The sequence below is a fragment of the Rhodococcus sp. NPDC055112 genome (assembly GCF_053607505.1).
Window position 1 is genome coordinate 202,604 of sequence record NZ_JBSGTR010000001.1, and the last position, 16,415, is coordinate 219,018.

Here is a 16,415-nt window from a genome sequence, read left to right on the forward strand (position 1 = left end):
GGTCGGAGAGGAAATCGGAGAAGTCCATCGAAGGTTCCGAGGGCCATGCAAGATGGCAGCCGCAGCGCTGCTGCTCCCCGTTGTCCAGGTCCGAGAGCCTGAGCAAACCCGATACGAAAGGTCATGCAGTGAGGACATCCCGCAAGAGCATCGCCCGTGCCGGCGCCGTCACCGGATTCGCCGCCATCGCCGTGCTCGCGAACCCCTGGCTCGGCTCCGCCGCGGTCGTCGGCACCGCCGCCGTGCACACCGAGGGCCAGAGAGTCGTCGTGGACTTCACCGGCGTCAGCTCGCCGAGCCTGCTGTTGTGCTGGGTTCAGGTGAAGGACCCCACGGGCGACCTGCTGGAAGGAAATCCGGTCTCACTGACCGGAGACCCGGGCGCGGGCACCTATCGGTCGGCTGTGCTCGAAGACGGGACGTACCGGGTCGAGGCGCTCTGCGCCGACGGGGACGGCCTGACCTTCCTCACTCCCTTCGGTGGGGAGCGGGTTGTCCTCGGCGACGCGTCGGGCAGCAGCGGCAGCTCCTCGGGCAGTGCGGACTCCCCGTCGGGTAGCTGATCAGTCGAGTCGGCCGCGGTCCGGTTCCAGGCCTCCGCGGGCGCCGGAGTGGGTACATCTGCGCTCCGGCGTTCGCGAGGCAACGGGATGTTTTCATGAAATCTGTTGTTAAACAGTATATCTGGACGAATTGGACGAAAGGTCCGATCATTCGAGAATGAGGCATCGGATGGCGTGGTGCGTTGCATGATGTCAGCTGTCATGCCTGCTCGTGCTCCGTCGGACCAGGCCCCTCGTCAAGAAATGGACACACTGTGAAGGCATCCCGCAAGAGCATTGCCCGTGTCGGCGCCGTCGTCGGATTCGCCGCTCTGGCCCTGTTCGCCAATCCCGCGCTCAGTTCCGCGACCGTGGCCGGTTACATGCACGCGACCACGTGGCCGGACAGGACCATCAAGGTGGAGCTCACCGGAATCAGTTCTCCGACACCGGTCGGATGCCATGTCGACGTGACCGAGCTCTTGGGAAGGTACTCGCACCGTGGCGAGGTGGTGCTGACGGGAAGTCAGGGCACGTACACCTCGCCGGTGCTCAACAAGGAATGGAGTTACAACGTCACCGCGACCTGCGTCGATGCGGACGGTGCGACGGAACTTCCCTCCAGCCCGGACACCCCTCGGATGGGTTCTGCTGATTCGGTCGGCATGTACGTGAGGGCCGTCGGATCCCTGTTCGGCAGCTGATCCGCCGAGCTTGTTTCACGCGTCCCCATCGCCGGTCCAGGCGATTCGGGCCCCGCTACCGCGCGGCAAGCCTCGACCGCAGTTCGACCAGCAGGTCGGTGCCGTCGCGGCGGCCGCGCGGTCCGTCGGCCTCCGGCGTGATCATCCGCCCCTCGTCCGAGCGCGTCCATTCGCGCACGGCCCACCGTTCCGCGATCGCCCACCGGCCGTCGCGGCGCTCCATCAGGTCGACATAGCGGGCGCCGCTGGTGAAGTCGCCCCCGGTGGGGTGGCCCCAATGTGTTGCCGTGGAATAGGACTCACTGATCGCGAGGTCGCCGTGCAACTCGACGAGGTGATTCCCGATGTGGTGCATGGTGCCGCCGAGCAGCTCCAGCTTGGGGCGTACCCAGGCGATGTACTCCTCGACGCCGCCGTCGAATCCGGTGTGGTGATCGATCCCGTCCGGGTGGTAGGCGCCGCGTACCAGGTCGAAGTCGAGCCGGTCGATGCCGCGGCAGTAGCGCATCACCACCTCGTAGATGGCCTGTTTGTCGAGGAGTTCATCGAGTGCCGTCACTGCCGTCCCCTTCCGGTCGCCCTTTCCGCGTGCCACCGTGCGCTCACGAGTTGTACCGCAGGGACCGGCCGTGGGTCATGGCCTTCCCGGTCACCGGGAGGGGGAGGCGGCGGCCGTCACCGCTGACCGGGACCACGGCCGCCGAGTGGCGGCGGTGTGGCTAGTCTCGAAGCCGCCGAAGCTGTGAACACCGAGACACCCAGTTACAGGAGTCGAGTTGGAACGCGCCACGATCGCCGAGATGCTGCTGGACCGCCTCGGCGACGAGCACCTGGGCGTGCGCACCCGCGAGCGGGACTGGACCTGGGACGAGACCGTCCGCGAGAGTGCGGCCCGCGGCGCGTTGGCCGCCACGCTGCGCGTCGACGGTCCGTTCCACATCGGCGTGCTGCTCGAGAACACCCCGGAGTTCCTGTTCTGGCTCGGCGGGGCCGCGCTGAGCGGGGCCGCGATCGTCGGGATCAACCCGACGCGGCGCGGCGCCGAGCTGGAGGCGGAGGTCCGCTATGTCGACTGCCAGCTCATCGTCACCGACGCGGCGGGCATGGCGCAGCTGCGCGGGCTCGACCTCGGGCTGACCGAGGACCGCTTCCTCCTCGTCGACGACCCCGCATACGCGGAGCGCGTTGCGGCGCAACGAGTTGCGGATCCGGTGCGGGATCCGGACATCTCCGAGTCGACGTTGTTTCTGTTGCTGTTCACCTCCGGTACCACCGGCATGTCCAAGGCCGTGCGATGCAGCCAGGGCAGGCTCGCGCGCCTCGCGCACGCGAACACCGCGAAGTACGGCCACGTCCGTGCGGACGTGGACTACTGCTGCATGCCGCTCTTCCACGGCAACGCCCTGATGGCGCTCTGGGCACCGGCCCTGGCCAACGGCGCGACGGTCTGCCTGACTCCCAAGTTCTCCGCATCCGGGTTCCTGCCGGACGTGCGGTTCTTCGGCGCCACCTTCTTCACCTACGTGGGCAAGGCGCTGGCGTACCTGATGGCCACCCCGGAGCGACCGGACGACGGCGACAACACGCTGGTCCGCGCCTTCGGCACGGAGGCCTCTCCGGAGGACAAGGCGGAGTTCGTCCGCCGGTTCGGTGCCGAGCTGTTCGAGGGCTACGGGTCGAGCGAGGGGGCGGGCTCGGTACGCCTCGACCCGGCTGCCCCCGATGGCGCGCTTGGGCGTCCCGCGCACGCGGAGATCGCCGTGGTGAAACCCGACAGCCTGGTGGAGTGCGAGCGGGCCCGCCTCGACGAGCATGGCCGGGTCCTGAACCCGGACGCGGCGATCGGGGAGATGGTCGACAAGGGCGGCGCCAAGCGGTTCGAGGGGTATTACAAGAACGAACAGGCCGTGGCGGACCGGATCAGGCACGGCTGGTACTGGACCGGTGATCTCGGCTACGTGGACGAGGCCGGGTTCATCTACTTCGCCGGGCGCAAGGGCGACTGGATCCGCGTCGACGGCGAGAACACCTCGGCGCTGATGATCGAGCGGGTCGTGCGCAGGCACCCGAAGGTCATCGCGACCGGGGTGTACGCGGTGCCGGATCCGCGCTCCGGCGACCAGGTGATGGCGGCGATCGAGGTGGCCGACACCTCGGACTTCGATCCGGTCGAGTTCGCCGCCTTCCTCGCGGCCCAGGACGACCTCGGCACCAAGGCGGCCCCGCGTTTCGTCCGGGTCTCGACGAACCTGCCGGTGACCGGGTCGAACAAGGTGCTCAAACGCGAGCTGCAGTCCGAGCTCTGGCGATGTGTCGACCCGGTGTTCCGCTGGGAGGGACGCGGGGAACCGATGTACCGGCTGATGTCCGAGGATGACAAGGTCGCACTGGAGGCGGAGTTCGCCTCGCACGGGCGCCTGCGCTTCCTCTAGGCCGCCTCTGTTGAAAGGATGTTCCATGAAGCTGGGAGTCGTGATCCCGGTCGAGCTCGGTGTCACCGGGGAGCCCGACAAGATCCTCGAGTTCGCCAGGGTCGCCGAGTCTCTCGGGTTCGACGAGATCTCCGCCGTGGAGCACTCCGTGGTCATCGGGGACACCGAAAGCGCATACCCGTACTCGCCGACGGGCAAGTCCCACCTGCCCGACGACTGCGACATCCCGGACCCGCTGGAGCTGTTGTCCTTCGTGGCGGGGGCCACGACCACGCTCGGCCTCGCGACGGGGGTATTGGTGCTGCCGAACCACAACCCGGTGGTGCTGGCGAAGCGGCTCGCGACCCTTGATCGGCTCTCCGGCGGACGGCTGCGGATCTGCCTGGGCGTCGGCTGGATGCGTGAGGAGATCGAGGCCTGCGGCGGCCAGTTCGACCGCCGCGGGAAGGTCGCCGACGAGGCCATCGCCGTGATGCGCGCACTGTGGGCGGGCGGGTCCGAGGGCGTCGACCACGCGGGCGAGCACTATCGGTTCGAGCGGGCGTATTCGTTCCCGAAGCCCGCGCGCCCGTCCGGCGTGCCGCTGTACATCGGCGGCCACAGCAAGGCGGCGGCGCGGCGGGCGGGGCGGTTGGGCAACGGTTTTCAGCCGCTCGGTCTCGGTGGCGAGGACCTCGACGCGGCGGTCGCACTGATGCGCTCGTCGGCCGTCGAGGCGGGCCGCGACCCTTCCGAGGTCGCGCTGGTGCTCGGCCACCTGCTGACCAGGGTGGACGAGTCGAAGATCGACTGGGCGACGTCACTCGGCTCGGATCGGATCCTGCTGTCCGCGTCGCGACACGCGACCACCTTCGAGGCCGTGCTCGACGAGATGGCCGAGTGCTCGAAGCGGCTGGGTCTGGCCTGACCGGTCGTCCGGAGCCGGGTGACGGCAGCCGTCACCGGGTCCGGGGCCTGCGGCCGGATCGCCACCCGGCCACTGTCGCCTCGACGTCCACCCGGTGCACCGGCACCCGGGGCGCGCTGGGGGCGCGCAGGTAGTCGGCGATGCGACGGTTCAGGTCCGCGACGGCCTCCCGCACGTCGGCCTCCGTCGGCAGGTCCCCGACCGTCTCGGGCAGTCGCGCGACCTCGCGCCGCAGCTGTAGCGATGGCGGCAGCAGCGCCTCGGTGGACAGTCCCTCGGCCCGCAGCTTGTTCTTCACCCACCACAGCTCGTCGTCGTCGGCGAGGTGCGGGATGGGCTTGCCCGCGCCGGGCAGGTCGTCGAAGTCGCCGCGTTCCTGGGCGACCCGGATCTGACGCTCGACCCACGACTCGAACGGGACGTCCCAGGGCTTGCGTTCGGTCATGCCTCCAGGATGCACCGATCCCGATGCACCGGCTACAGCCACCAGGTGTGCTCGCCGAGGACCTTCTTCTCGTAGACGTACACGTTCGCCCTGGTCGCGCAGAAGACGGTGAGACCCATGGCGACGCCCCGGTCCAGCCACACGGGGGTGTCCGCGAGCATCGCGACCACGCCATAGGCGACGCCGAGCACGTTGGACGCACGCCGGCGGGATTCGGTTCCGGTCGAGGCATTTTCGAGCGGCAGCCGGGACGTGAGATCGGGAACTCAGGTGTGCTCGGACACCAGCACTGCCCGTGTCCCTGGCTCCAGGGCCTGGAAGACGTGGGCGGCATCGCCCGGGTACGAGATGTAGTCGCCTGGCCCGAGCTCCACGGGACTGCCTGCGAGGCCGACCAGTGCCCGGCCGGCGCTGAGCACCACGTGCTCGACGACGCCGGGTGGGTGTGGCTCGGCCTCGCGCGCGGGGCCGGGTTCGATCGAGAGGCGGTAGATGTCGCGGCGCGCGTTCGGCGGACACGACGCCACCAGCGTGGCCTGGTAGTCGGACCGGTCGGAGTGCACTGCGGGGCCTTCGTCCGCGCGGATCACCCGGACGCGCGGTCTGGGTGGGTCGATGAGCCGGGAGAACTGGATGTCGAGGGCCACGCAGAGCGCCCAGAGGGTCTCCACGCTGGGGTTCCCGCTGCCGGACTCGAGCTGGGACAGGGTGGATTTTGCGACCCCGGCCCGGCGGGCCACTTCGGTCAGCGAGAGCCCGGCCCGCTCGCGTTCCTGTCGCAGCGACGCCGCGATGACGTCCAGCGGTGCCTTTCCCTCCGATGCCATGCGTTCACTCTATCGGTCGTATTGTTCGACTTGACGAACACTTGTCATCTGTTCATTATAAAAGTCATGCGTTCGACATGGCGAACACTTGATCGCGGGCTCCGGGCAGATATCGCCCTGGTGTGCCTCGCCGACGGGATCGTCGGCGTGTCCTACGGCGCCATCGCGGTCGGTCTCGGGTTCGCGCCGTGGCTGCCCGTGCTGATGGCCGGGCTCGTCCTCGCAGGCGCATCGGAATTCCTGTTCGTCGGCATCGTCGCGGCGGGCGGGAGCCCGCTCGCGGCGCTCGCCGCGGGACTGCTCGTCAACGCGCGGCACCTGCCGTTCGGCCTGGCTGTCGGCGGCGTGACCGGCGGCGGCTGGCGACGGCTGCTGGGCAGCCACATCCTCAACGACGAGAGCGCGGTCTTCGCGCTCGGTCAGGACGAACCGGCGCGCAGGCGCGCCGCCTACTGGCTGTGCGGCATCGGGATCCTGGTCTGCTGGCCCGCCGGGGCGCTGATCGGCGCGACCGCGGGCAGTGTCATCGGCGACACGGACGTGCTCGGGCTGGACGCGATGTTCCCCACGGTGCTACTGGCGCTGGTGATTCCGGCGCTGCGGGATCTGGCCACCGCCCGGGCGGCACTGGTCGGCGCGGGCGTGGCGCTGGCAACGACACCGTTCCTGCCCGCGGGCATCCCGGTGTTGCTGGCGCTCGTCGGGCTCTGCGCGGGCGGCGCGCGAAAGGCGGCGGTTCGGTGAACGTATCTGCGGTACTGATGGTTTCGGTACTCGTATTGGCGGCGGGAACGTTCGCATTCCGCTTCGCGGGTCCCGCGCTGCGGACGAGGGTGGTGGTGCCGGATCGGGTGGAGAAGCTGATGGGCACGGCGGCGGTGGTGTTGCTGGTCGCGGTCGCCGCCACCACTGCGCTGACGCAGGACCACGGGGCGGCGGGCATCGCGCGACCGCTGGGCGTGCTGGTCGGTGGGGTGCTCGCCTGGCGCAAGGCGCCCTTCCTCGTGGCCGTGCTCGCCGCCGCGGCGACGGCAGCAGGACTGCGCCTGCTCGGCGTCCCCTGACGGCTCAGGCGCCCGGCACCGTCACCGGTCGGTCCTCGGCGAAGTCGACGGTCAGCTCGCGGCGCGCGACCAGCCATCGACCGTCCACGCGCCGGTAGCTGTCCCGGTAGCGGATGGCGAGGCTGTTGTCGCGGAACCCGTCCTCGACCCGGTAGATGTGGTGCGCCTGGCAGTAGACCAGTCCGTCCGCGGCGGCGCCGTCCACGGTGAGCACCTGCTGCCCGACCGCGTGATGCGTCGAGTGCAGGTGCCCGACCGCCCCGAGCACCGTAGCGGCGATCTGCTCGGGGCCCGCGACGGTGGGGCTCTGGCCGCGCCGGACGATCGCGGCGGGCTGAACGAACTCGGCGTCCGTGGTGAACAGCGCGGCCAGGGCGGCGGTGTCGCGGCCGTCCACCGCCGCCGCGTATCGTCCGACCAGATCGGCGAGATCGAGTCGGTCGGTGTGGTTTTGAGTGCTCATGCCCCGAGTATGCGACGCGGGCTGCGGGTGCGGACCGCGTCCGTGCCCGCTGAGCGGGAAAAGCGCCCCGGGATTCGGCTACGGGGGCGCATGATCGGGGTCGAGAACTCTGTCTGGAGGAATGTTGGCCACACAACCGATTGTCGGGCGGCCGACTTCCGCCCGACTCGTGGTCATCGCCCTGGCCTCCTGCGGCATCGCGGTCTCGCTGATGCAGACGATCGTGATGCCGCTGCTGCCCGAGTTCCCGCGGCTGCTGAACACCTCCGCCTCGAACGCGGCCTGGCTGGTGACCGCGACCCTGATCGCGGGCGCGGTCTGCGCTCCCGTGCTGGGCCGGCTCGGCGACATGTTCGGCAAGCGCAGGATGCTGCTGATCGCGCTGGCCGTGATGGTGCTGGGCAGCGCCCTCGGTGCGGTCTCCGACGAGTTCGCGGTGGTGCTCGTCGCCCGTGCGCTGCAGGGCGCCGCGATGGGCGTCATCCCGCTCGGCATCAGCATCATGCGCGACGAGCTGCCCGCGGATCGGGTCGGCTCGGGCATCGCGTTGATGAGCTCGACCCTCGGCGCCGGCGGCGCCATCGGGCTGCCGCTGACCGGCGTGGTCGCGGAGCACCTGAGCTGGCATTGGCTCTTCGGCGGCGCCGCCGTGCTCGGCATCGTCGAGATCGTCACCGTCTGGGCGCTGGTGCCAGAATCGCCGGTGCGGACCGGCGGGAGGTTCGACCTGGTGGGGGCGGTGGGGCTGTCCGCGGCGCTGATCTGCCTGCTGCTCGCTGTGACGCAGGGCAACAACTGGGGTTGGTCGAGCGCGGTGGTCCTCGGGCTGTTCGCGGGGTCGACCGCGCTGTTCCTGCTCTGGGGCGTCTACGAGTTGCGGCTGGCCTCGACAGGGGTCAAGCGCCCGCTGGTGGACCTGCGCGTCTCCGCTCGACGGCAGGTGCTGCTGACGAACATCGCCTCGATCCTGATCGGCTTCGCCATGTTCACCTCGTTCATGGTGAGCGCCCAGATCTTCCAGGCACCGTTCGCGACGGGGTACGGATACGGGATGTCGCTGACGCTCAGCGGGATCGCGCTGCTGCCCGGCGGCCTGATGATGATCGCCTTCTCGCCGGTGTCCGCGCACATCTCGCGGCGCAGGGGGCCGCGGACGACGTTCCTTCTCGGCGCCGGGATCCTGCTGGTCGCCAACCTCACCCGCGCACTGGTGCCGCACCAGCTGGGCGTGATCGTCGCGTGCATCGCGGTGACCGCGATCGGCGCCGCCTTCGCCTACGGGGCGGTCCCGGCGATGATCATGCGCGCCGTGCCGGTGTCCGAGACCGCGGCCGCGAACAGCCTCAACTCGCTGGCCCGATCCATCGGCACCTCCGCGTGCAGCGCGGTCGTCGCTGCGGTCACCACGGCATCGATGATGCAGGTCGCGGGCGTGGAGTTCCCGACGGCAGGCGCATACGCGCTGGTGTTCGGGATCGGATCGGCCGCGGCGCTGGTCGCACTGCTCGTCGGCGTGTTCATCCCTGGCGACGAACACCGCCCGCAGGGCCTACCGCTGAGTGAGACTGAACCGGACCGGATCAGCGCCGCTCCGTAGCGTCCCACTCGCGCGAGCGCACGTGATCTGCGCACGCCGCGAGATTGGGGAGAGCATCAATGGATCTGATGGAGTCTGCCGCGCAGACCGAGCTGCGCCGCGAGCTGCGCGCGTATTTCGCCACACTGCTGCCGGAGCAGCAGCGTCGCACGGCCGGTGAGCAGGGTGTCGGCGGCGGGAACTTCCGCGAGGTCGTCCGGCTGCTCGGCCGCGACGGCTGGCTCGGCATCGGGTGGCCGGTCGAGTACGGCGGACAGGGCCGCTCCATCGAGGAGCAGTTCGTGTTCTTCGACGAGGTGCAGCGCGCCGGCCTGCCCTTCCCGTTCGTCACGGTGAACACCGTCGGCCCGACGCTGATGAAGTACGGCACCGAGGAGCAGAAGGAACGCTTCCTGCCTGGGATCCTCGCGGGCGACATCGTCTTCGCGATCGGCTACACCGAGCCCGAGGCCGGCACCGACCTCGCCTCGCTCAAGACCCGCGCCGTCCTCGACGGCGAGGAGTGGGTGGTCGACGGCAACAAGATCTTCACCTCGGGCGCGAACACCGCCGACTTCGTGTGGCTCGCGTGCCGCACGGATCCGGAGGCGCCCAAGCACAAGGGCATCTCGATCCTGGTCGTGCCGACCGACGACCCCGGCTTCTCGTGGTCACCGATCAACACCGTCGGCGGACTCATGGTCACCTCGACGTACTACAGCGGCATCCGCATTCCGCAGAAGGACGTCATCGGTGAGGTCAACGGCGGCTGGCAGCTGATCGCCGCGCAGCTCAACCACGAGCGCATCGGTCTCGCCGCGATCGGTGGCCGTACCTATGGCCTGTGGCACCAGGTGCTGGACTGGGCCAAGGGGAACGGCGCCATCGAGATCCCATGGGTGCAGCAGGAATTCGCCCGCACCCACGCCAAGCTCGAGGCCATGCGCCTGCTGAACTGGAAGATGACGGCGGCCGTCGCGGCGGACACGCTGTCCGGTGCGGACGCCGGCGCCACCAAGGCGTACGGCACCGAGACCCATATCGACGTGTACCGCACGCTGCTCGGCATCCTCGGTGCCGCGGGCCGCATCCGGCCGGACTCGCCGGGCGCGTTGCTGGCCGGTCAGATCGAGCAGATCTCCCGGCAGGGCATGGTCAACACCTTCGGGGGTGGCGTCAACGAGGTGCTGCGCGACATGGTCGGCACCATGGGCCTTGGCCTCGTGCGTGAGAAGAGGGTCAAGTGAGTGAATTCCTCACCGAACTAAAGGCATTCGAGGGTCAGGTACTGACCCCCACCACCTGGGGGCCGGACCCGGTCAACACCCCGATGATCCGGCACTGGGTCGAGACGATGGGCGACACCAGCCCCGTCTACCTCGACGACGAGGCAGCCCGCGCCACCGGGCGGGACGGTGCCGTCGCGCCCGCGCTGATGGCTCAGGTGTGGACCATGCGCACGTACAACGACAAGATGGCGAACAACGATCCGTCGCAGGTGTGGACCGACCTGATCGCCACGCTCGACGACGCGGGCTTCACCTCAGTCGTCGCGACCGACTCGGACTTCGAGTTCTTCATGGAACTGCTCCCCGGCGACCGGGTTTCGCTCACCGAGGTGATCGAGTCGATCTCCGAGGAGAAGAAGACGGGCCTCGGTGTCGGGCACTTCGTCACGACGCTCAAGACATACCGCCGCGACAGTGGTGACGAGGTCGTCGCGACCCAGCGGTGGCGCACACTGCGATTCAAACCCAAGGCTGCTGAAGGACCCACGGGCCTGCGGCCGCGTCCGGCGCTCAACGCCGACAACGCCTTCTGGTTCGAGGCCGCCAAGGCACACCGCCTGGTGATCCAGCGCTGCACCGCCTGCGGGACGCTGCGCCATCCCACCGGACCGATGTGCGGTGCCTGCCGCTCGCTCGAGTGGGACACCGTCGACGCCGCGGGCCGCGGCACCGTCTACAGCTTTGTCGTCAACCACCACCCGCAGATCCCCGGGTTCGAGTACCCGCTCGTCGTGGCGACCATCGAACTCGAAGAAGGCACCCGCCTGATCGCGAACATGACCGGCGTCGAGCCGGACGATGTCGAGATCGGCATGCCGGTGGAACTGGACTGGATCGACGCCGACCCGGATCTGACGCTGCCCGCGTTCCGTCCGGCCGCACGGGAGGAGCACTGATGGACTTCAACTTCAGCGAAGAGCAAGAGGCGATTCGCAACCTCGCCGACGAGGTCTTCACCAGCAAGGCCGACATCGATCGGGTCAAGCAGGTCGAATTGAGCGACGAGCGCATCGACCGCGAGCTGTGGCGCGAACTCGCGACCACGGGACTGCTCGGTATCGCCCTGCCCGAGGATCTCGGCGGCGGCGGCATGGGCCTGTCCGAGCTGTACGTACTGCTCGAGCAGCAGGGCAGGCACGTCGCGCCCGTGCCGATCTGGCAGTCGGCCCTCGCGGCCCTCGCGGTGGCCGAGTTCGGCACCGACGAGCAGCGGACCGCGCTGGTCCCCGGTGTCGCCGAGGGCGCCACCTTCCTGACGATCGGTCTCGAGGAGTTCGGCCCGTACATCGCGGGCGACCCGCAGACCACGGCCACCGAGGCAGGCGGCCGGTGGTCACTGACCGGCGCCAAGGCCGTCGTCCCGATCACGCACGTCGCGGACCGCGCGATCGTCTCGGCCACCACGCCGTCCGGTCCGGCGCTGTTCGTCGTCGACCTGACGGCCGACGGTGTCACGGTGGAGCAGACGCAGTCCACCAACTGGGAGATCTGCGGCAACGTCACGCTCGAGTCGGCTCCCGCGGAGCTGCTCGGCCCCGCGGACGGCAGCACCGCCCAGTGGCTGCAGGGCCGCGTCGAGCTCGCGCTCGCCGCGATCCAGCTCGGTGTCGGCTCCGGCGCCGTGCAGCAGGCCGTCACGTACCTCAACGGCCGCATGCAGTTCGGGCGTCCGCTCGCGACGTTCCAGGCCGTCAATCATCAGCTGGCCGACTGCTACATCGACCTCGAGGCCATGCGGGTGACACTGTGGCAGGCGGCGTGGCGGATCGCGGAGGGCAAGGAGCTCGGCACGTCGGTGCTCGTCGCCAAGTGGTGGGCCACCGACGGAGGCCAGCGCGTGGTGCACCGCACCACCCATGTGCACGGCGGCATGGGCGTCGACACCGACTACCCGGTGCACCGGCACCTGCTGTGGGGCAAGCAGATCGGCGCCACCCTCGGCGGGGCCGCGTCCGATCTCGCCCGCCTCGGAGCGCAGCTCGCGGCGGGCGTCGAGGTGGTCGCGTGACCGCCACCGCACCTGCGCTGACCGGGCGCAGCTACGACGACATCGCGGTCGGGGAGGTGCTGCCCGAGCTGGCGATCCCGCTCACCCGCACGCTCATCGTGGCCACCGCGATCGCGACGCGCGACTTCCAGGACGTGCACCACGATCCCGAGCTGGCGCGCGAGCGCGGCTCGAAGGACGTGTTCATGAACATCCTCACCAGCAACGGTCTTGCGGGGAGGTTCGTCACCCACTGGGCGGGGCCCTTCGCGACTGTGCGCCGGGTGAAGATCCGCCTCGGTGCCCCGAACTACCCGGGCGACACGATGACCATGACCGGCGAGGTGGTCTCGGCCGAGAACGGCATCGTCGAGGTGAAGGTGCAGGGCGCCAACAGCCTCGGCAACCACCTGTCCGGCACCGTCACCGTCGCGTACCCCGCCGTCGAAGGGAAGGACGCCTGATGGCCGTCAGCCCACTCTCGGGTGCCGCCGCGATCGTCGGCATCGGTGCCACCGAGTTCTCGAAGGAGTCCGGCCGCTCCGAGCTGCAGCTCGCGTGCGAGGCCGTCACCGCGGCGCTCGCCGACGCGGGGATCGACCCGTCCGAGGTCGACGGTCTCGCCACCTACACGATGGAGACCAACGGCGAGATCCTCGTCGCCCGCAACTGCGGCCTCGGCGAGCTCAAGTTCTTCTCCCGGATCGGTTACGGCGGCGGCGCGGCGTGCGCCACGGTGCAGCAGGCGGCGATGGCCGTCGCGACCGGTGTCGCCGACGTGGTGGTCTGCTACCGCGCGTTCAACGAGCGTTCCGGGGTCCGGTTCGGTCTCGGCCAGCACGACCGGCCCATGGACAGCACCGCCGATCGGGCCGCGTACGCATGGCTGACCCCGCAGGGTCTGGCGACTCCCGCCCAGTGGGTCGCGATGTTCGCCCGGCGGTATATGCACCAGTACGGTGCGACGAGTGAGGATTTCGGTCGGGTCGCCGTCGTGGCGCGCAAGCATGCCGCGAACAACCCCGCCGCGTGGTTCTACGGCAAGCCCATCACGCTCGAGGACCACCAGAACTCCCGGTGGATCGCCGAGCCACTGCACCTGCTCGACTGCTGTCAGGAGACCGACGGTGGCCAGGCCCTCGTCATCGTCTCTGCCGAGCGTGCAAGGGACCTGCGCCACAAGCCCGCGATCGTCAAGGGTGCCGCGCAGGGTTCGGGTAAGGACCAGCACATGATGACCAGCTACTACCGCCCCGACATCGCAGGCATCCCGGAGATGGGTCTGGTCGGTCGTCAGCTCTACGGTCAGAGCGGTCTGACGCCGGACGACATCAACGCCGCGATCCTCTACGACCACTTCACCCCTCTGGTGCTCCCGCAGCTCGAGGAACTCGGTTTCTGCCCTATCGGCGAGGCCAAGGACTTCATCCGCGAGGGCAATCTGGAGATCGGTGGACGGCTGCCGAGCAACACGCACGGCGGCCAGGTCGGTGAGGCGTACCTGCACGGCGTCAACGGCATCGCCGAGGCGGTCCGGTTGCTGCGGGGCACGTCCACCAACCAGCCCGAGGGGGTCGAGAACGTGATCGTCACGGCGGGAACCGCGGTTCCCACGAGCGGTCTGATTCTCGGCGCCGCCTGACCCGAAACATCTGGAAGGACCGAAGAATGACGGCAGTGGAGCACAAGCCGGCCGGCGCGTGGCGCGGGGTCGACCTCGGCACCCGCACGGTGACCTACACCGAGCGTGACGCGATCTTGTACGCGCTCGCGGTCGGGGCCGAGGCCACCGAGCTGGACCTGGTGTTCGAGGACCGGCTCCGGGTGCTGCCGACGTTCGCGCTGACGCTGGCGCAGTGGGCCCCCGACGAGCTGGGCTCGCGCGGCGCCTTCGACACCAAGACCGCGCTGCACGGGTCGCAGGAACTGAAGGTGCTCAAGCCACTGCCGCGCAGCGGCGAGCTGAGCCTGACCGCCTCCGTCGGCGAGGTCTGGGACAAGGGCGCCGCCGCGGTGTTCGAGGTGCGCGTCGAGTGTGAGTACTTCGTGGCGACCTGGTCGCTGTTCGCGCCCGGCTACGGCGGATTCGGCGGCGAGCGGGGCCCGTCCAAGCCCCCGGCGCCGGAGGGTGAGCCGAACCTGTCGACGGAGCTGGCGACCTTCGAGACCCAGGCCGCGCTCTACCGGTTGACCGGCGATCTCCACCACATCCACATCGACCCGGCCGCCGCCGAGCGCATCGGCCAGCCGCGGCCGATCCTGCAGGGCCTGTGCACCCTGGCCGCGAGCACCCTGCCGCTGGCGCGCGCGCTCGGTGCGCACCCCGCCGACCTGGTGGAGCTGTCGGGTCGGTTCTCCGCGCCCGTGTTCCCCGGCCAGGTCCTGCCCGTGCGCGGCTGGCGCGACGGCGACGCGGTCGAGTTCGAGGTCGGTACGGACACCGTGGCGATCGCAGGCGCGCGCGCCCGATTCGCGGGCTGACCGCGATGGGTGTCGCGAATCCCGCCGACTTCGAGGGCCGCGCCGTCCTGGTGACCGGTGGCACCAAGGGCATCGGGCGCGTGGTCGCCGAGACGTTCCTGGCCGCAGGCGCGCGGGTGCTGGTGTGCGCCCGCACGGAACCGGACGAGCTGCCGGAGGCGGATGGTCGCCGCGCCGAGTTCCGGTCCGTCGACGTGCGTGACCCGGATGCGGTCCGGGCGATGGTCGAGGACGCGCATCGGGCGATGGGTCGGCTGGACGTGCTGGTCAACAACGCCGGTGGCTCGCCCGATGCCGACGCCGCCGAGGTCTCGCCGCGGTTCGTGGAGAAGATCGTCGCGCTGAACCTGTTGGCGCCCTTCTACGTTGCGCAGGCCGCAAACCGGTTGATGCAGGCACAGGAGGAGGGCGGGTCGATCATCAACATCGGCTCGGTCTCCGCGCACGACCCACAGCCCGGCACCGCCGCGTACTCGGCGGCCAAGGGTGGGCTGCTGGTGCTGACCAGGGCCCTGGCGCTCGAGTGGGCGCCGAAGGTCCGGGTCAACCACATCACCACCGGGCTGATCCGCACGGAGGCCGCCGCGTCGGTGTACGGCGCGGACGGGGGAGCGGCGGTCACCCGCACGCTTCCGATCGGCCGGATGGCGGTGCCCGCGGACATCGCCGGCGCCTGCTTGTTCCTCGGCGGGCCGCTGTCCTCGTACGTGAACGGGGCCGACATCGCCGTTCACGGTGGCGGCGAGTACCCGGCGCGCTACATTGCCACTCATCCCGAACTCGGCTGAGCCGCACGCACCCTCACAGATCGGACACTGCACATGGGGACTCTGGACGGAAAGGTCGCGCTGATCACCGGCGCGGGTCAGGGGATCGGTCAGGGCATCTCGTTCGCCCTCGCCAAGGAGGGCGTCGCGATCGCGGTGGCCGGACGGACCGAGTCCAAGCTCGACGCCACGGTCGCGGCGATCCGTGAGTTCGGGGGCACCGCGATCCCCGTGCGCTGCGACGTCTCCGACAGCGGCGACATCGCGGCGGCGGTGGACAAGACCGTCACCGAACTCGGCGGCGTCGACATCCTGGTGAACAACGCCAACGACGCCATGCCCGGCAAGCTGCTCGACGTCAAGGACGGGGAGTTCGAGAAGGCGTTTGCCTCCGGACCGCTCGCGACGCTGCGGCTGATGCAGGCCTGCCATCCGCACATGGTCGCGCGTGGCGGCGGCTCGATCATCAATCTGGTGACCTCGGCGGCGGTCCGGTGGGACGCAGGCGGTTACGGCGTGTACGGCTCCATCAAGGAGGGCATGCGGGTGCTCACCCGCGCCGCCGCCTCCGAGTGGGGCCGCGACGGCATCCGCGTGAACAACGTTGCCCCGCATGCGCTCACGCCCGCGCTGAAGTGGTGGATGGGCAAGAATCCGGAGGAGGCCGCCGAGTTCGTCGCGGGCATCCCGCTCGGCCGTGTCGGCGAGCCGGAGGCCGACATCGGCCGGGCCGTGGTGTTCCTGGTCGGCGAGGACGCCCGCTACCTCACCGGCGCCACCATCCCGCTCGACGGCGGCCAGTCCCGCTGGGGGTAGGCCCGCGTCGCCCCTGCGGGGCCGGGCGGCACGAAGGCCTGCCCGATCCCGTAGGGGTGTTGTTCACCTATCCGTCGCCTACCAGCCGTTCTCAGTTTCCTGCCAGTTTCGCTCA

Annotated in this window: 19 protein-coding genes and 1 pseudogene; 15 read left to right on the forward strand and 5 right to left on the reverse strand. The window is 69.8% G+C overall.

Translation table 11 applies throughout. From position 1 onward, the window contains the following. Positions 1–128 precede the first annotated feature (128 nt). Both ACWFRB_RS00935 and ACWFRB_RS00940 read left to right on the forward strand, forming a co-directional pair. The gene (locus tag ACWFRB_RS00935; RefSeq protein ID WP_452638142.1) at positions 129–563 is read left to right on the forward strand and encodes a hypothetical protein; all 435 of its coding nucleotides are present in this window, start codon (positions 129–131) and stop codon (positions 561–563) included. 254 nt (positions 564–817) lie between these two features. Then, a complete protein-coding gene (locus tag ACWFRB_RS00940) occupies positions 818–1,246 on the forward strand; it encodes a hypothetical protein (RefSeq protein WP_452638143.1) in 429 nt (142 codons plus the stop codon). 55 nt (positions 1,247–1,301) lie between these two features. Here the strand turns inward: ACWFRB_RS00940 and ACWFRB_RS00945 are convergent, their stop codons facing one another. Further along, the gene (locus ACWFRB_RS00945) at positions 1,302–1,805 is read right to left on the reverse strand and encodes a nuclear transport factor 2 family protein (protein WP_452638144.1); all 504 of its coding nucleotides are present in this window, start codon (positions 1,803–1,805) and stop codon (positions 1,302–1,304) included. Between the two features lie 241 nt (positions 1,806–2,046). On the opposite strand from ACWFRB_RS00945, the gene ACWFRB_RS00950 reads away from it, so the two are divergent. Together ACWFRB_RS00950 and ACWFRB_RS00955 are read left to right on the forward strand one after the other, a co-directional pair. After that, the gene (locus ACWFRB_RS00950) at positions 2,047–3,678 is read left to right on the forward strand and encodes an AMP-binding protein (protein ID WP_452638326.1); all 1,632 of its coding nucleotides are present in this window, start codon (positions 2,047–2,049) and stop codon (positions 3,676–3,678) included. A 25-nt stretch (positions 3,679–3,703) separates the two neighbouring features. Then, entirely contained in the window at positions 3,704–4,585 is an 882-nt protein-coding gene (locus ACWFRB_RS00955) for an LLM class F420-dependent oxidoreductase (RefSeq protein ID WP_452638146.1), read from the forward strand. Between the two features lie 43 nt (positions 4,586–4,628). On the opposite strand, the pseudogene ACWFRB_RS00960 reads toward ACWFRB_RS00955, so the two are convergent. From ACWFRB_RS00960 to ACWFRB_RS00970, 3 genes and pseudogenes are all read right to left on the reverse strand, one after another. After that, positions 4,629–5,030, reverse strand: a pseudogene (locus tag ACWFRB_RS00960) (DnaJ family domain-containing protein); the annotation flags it as partial. A 32-nt stretch (positions 5,031–5,062) separates the two neighbouring features. Next, positions 5,063–5,221, reverse strand: a complete 159-nt coding sequence (locus ACWFRB_RS00965; protein ID WP_452638147.1) for a hypothetical protein — start codon at positions 5,219–5,221, stop codon at positions 5,063–5,065. A 75-nt stretch (positions 5,222–5,296) separates the two neighbouring features. Continuing rightward, positions 5,297–5,857, reverse strand: a complete 561-nt coding sequence (locus ACWFRB_RS00970; protein WP_452638148.1) for a helix-turn-helix domain-containing protein — start codon at positions 5,855–5,857, stop codon at positions 5,297–5,299. A 66-nt stretch (positions 5,858–5,923) separates the two neighbouring features. Here ACWFRB_RS00970 and ACWFRB_RS00975 point away from each other — a divergent pair, with 66 nt between their 5' ends. Continuing rightward, positions 5,924–6,601, forward strand: a complete 678-nt coding sequence (locus ACWFRB_RS00975) for an AzlC family ABC transporter permease (protein WP_452638149.1) — start codon at positions 5,924–5,926, stop codon at positions 6,599–6,601. A 17-nt stretch (positions 6,602–6,618) separates the two neighbouring features. Then, a complete protein-coding gene (locus ACWFRB_RS00980; protein WP_037178581.1) occupies positions 6,619–6,921 on the forward strand; it encodes an AzlD domain-containing protein in 303 nt (100 codons plus the stop codon). Positions 6,922–6,925: 4 nt separating this feature from the next. Here the strand turns inward: ACWFRB_RS00980 and ACWFRB_RS00985 are convergent, their stop codons facing one another. Then, a complete protein-coding gene (locus tag ACWFRB_RS00985) occupies positions 6,926–7,384 on the reverse strand; it encodes a nuclear transport factor 2 family protein (protein ID WP_452638150.1) in 459 nt (152 codons plus the stop codon). 169 nt (positions 7,385–7,553) lie between these two features. On the opposite strand from ACWFRB_RS00985, the gene ACWFRB_RS00990 reads away from it, so the two are divergent. Genes ACWFRB_RS00990 through ACWFRB_RS01030 form a run of 9 tightly spaced genes read left to right on the forward strand, consistent with a single transcriptional unit; the run spans position 7,554 to position 16,300 of the window. Continuing rightward, positions 7,554–8,981 (forward strand): MFS transporter, encoded by a 1,428-nt coding sequence (locus ACWFRB_RS00990; protein WP_452638152.1) that lies wholly within the window; start codon positions 7,554–7,556, stop codon positions 8,979–8,981. Between the two features lie 59 nt (positions 8,982–9,040). Then, positions 9,041–10,207 (forward strand): acyl-CoA dehydrogenase family protein, encoded by a 1,167-nt coding sequence (locus tag ACWFRB_RS00995; protein WP_452638153.1) that lies wholly within the window; start codon positions 9,041–9,043, stop codon positions 10,205–10,207. After that, positions 10,204–11,145: a bifunctional MaoC family dehydratase N-terminal/OB-fold nucleic acid binding domain-containing protein gene (locus ACWFRB_RS01000; RefSeq protein WP_452638154.1), complete on the forward strand. Its 942-nt coding sequence runs from the start codon at positions 10,204–10,206 to the stop codon at positions 11,143–11,145. Before ACWFRB_RS00995 ends, ACWFRB_RS01000 begins: the two co-directional genes overlap by 4 nt. Beyond that, positions 11,145–12,257 (forward strand): acyl-CoA dehydrogenase family protein, encoded by a 1,113-nt coding sequence (locus ACWFRB_RS01005; protein ID WP_452638155.1) that lies wholly within the window; start codon positions 11,145–11,147, stop codon positions 12,255–12,257. The genes ACWFRB_RS01000 and ACWFRB_RS01005 overlap by 1 nt, the downstream gene beginning before the upstream one ends. Then, positions 12,254–12,700, forward strand: coding sequence for a MaoC family dehydratase (locus ACWFRB_RS01010; RefSeq protein WP_452638156.1), 447 nt, complete (start codon positions 12,254–12,256; stop codon positions 12,698–12,700). Before ACWFRB_RS01005 ends, ACWFRB_RS01010 begins: the two co-directional genes overlap by 4 nt. After that, positions 12,700–13,878, forward strand: coding sequence for a lipid-transfer protein (locus tag ACWFRB_RS01015; protein WP_452638158.1), 1,179 nt, complete (start codon positions 12,700–12,702; stop codon positions 13,876–13,878). The genes ACWFRB_RS01010 and ACWFRB_RS01015 overlap by 1 nt, the downstream gene beginning before the upstream one ends. Positions 13,879–13,904: 26 nt before the next feature. Further along, entirely contained in the window at positions 13,905–14,717 is an 813-nt protein-coding gene (locus ACWFRB_RS01020; protein ID WP_452638159.1) for a MaoC/PaaZ C-terminal domain-containing protein, read from the forward strand. A 5-nt stretch (positions 14,718–14,722) separates the two neighbouring features. Then, positions 14,723–15,505 carry an SDR family oxidoreductase gene (locus ACWFRB_RS01025; RefSeq protein WP_452638161.1) on the forward strand — a complete coding sequence of 261 codons (783 nt, stop codon included), beginning with the start codon at positions 14,723–14,725 and terminating at the stop codon, positions 15,503–15,505. A 33-nt stretch (positions 15,506–15,538) separates the two neighbouring features. After that, positions 15,539–16,300: an SDR family NAD(P)-dependent oxidoreductase gene (locus ACWFRB_RS01030; RefSeq protein WP_452638162.1), complete on the forward strand. Its 762-nt coding sequence runs from the start codon at positions 15,539–15,541 to the stop codon at positions 16,298–16,300. The last annotated feature ends 115 nt before the right edge of the window (positions 16,301–16,415 follow it).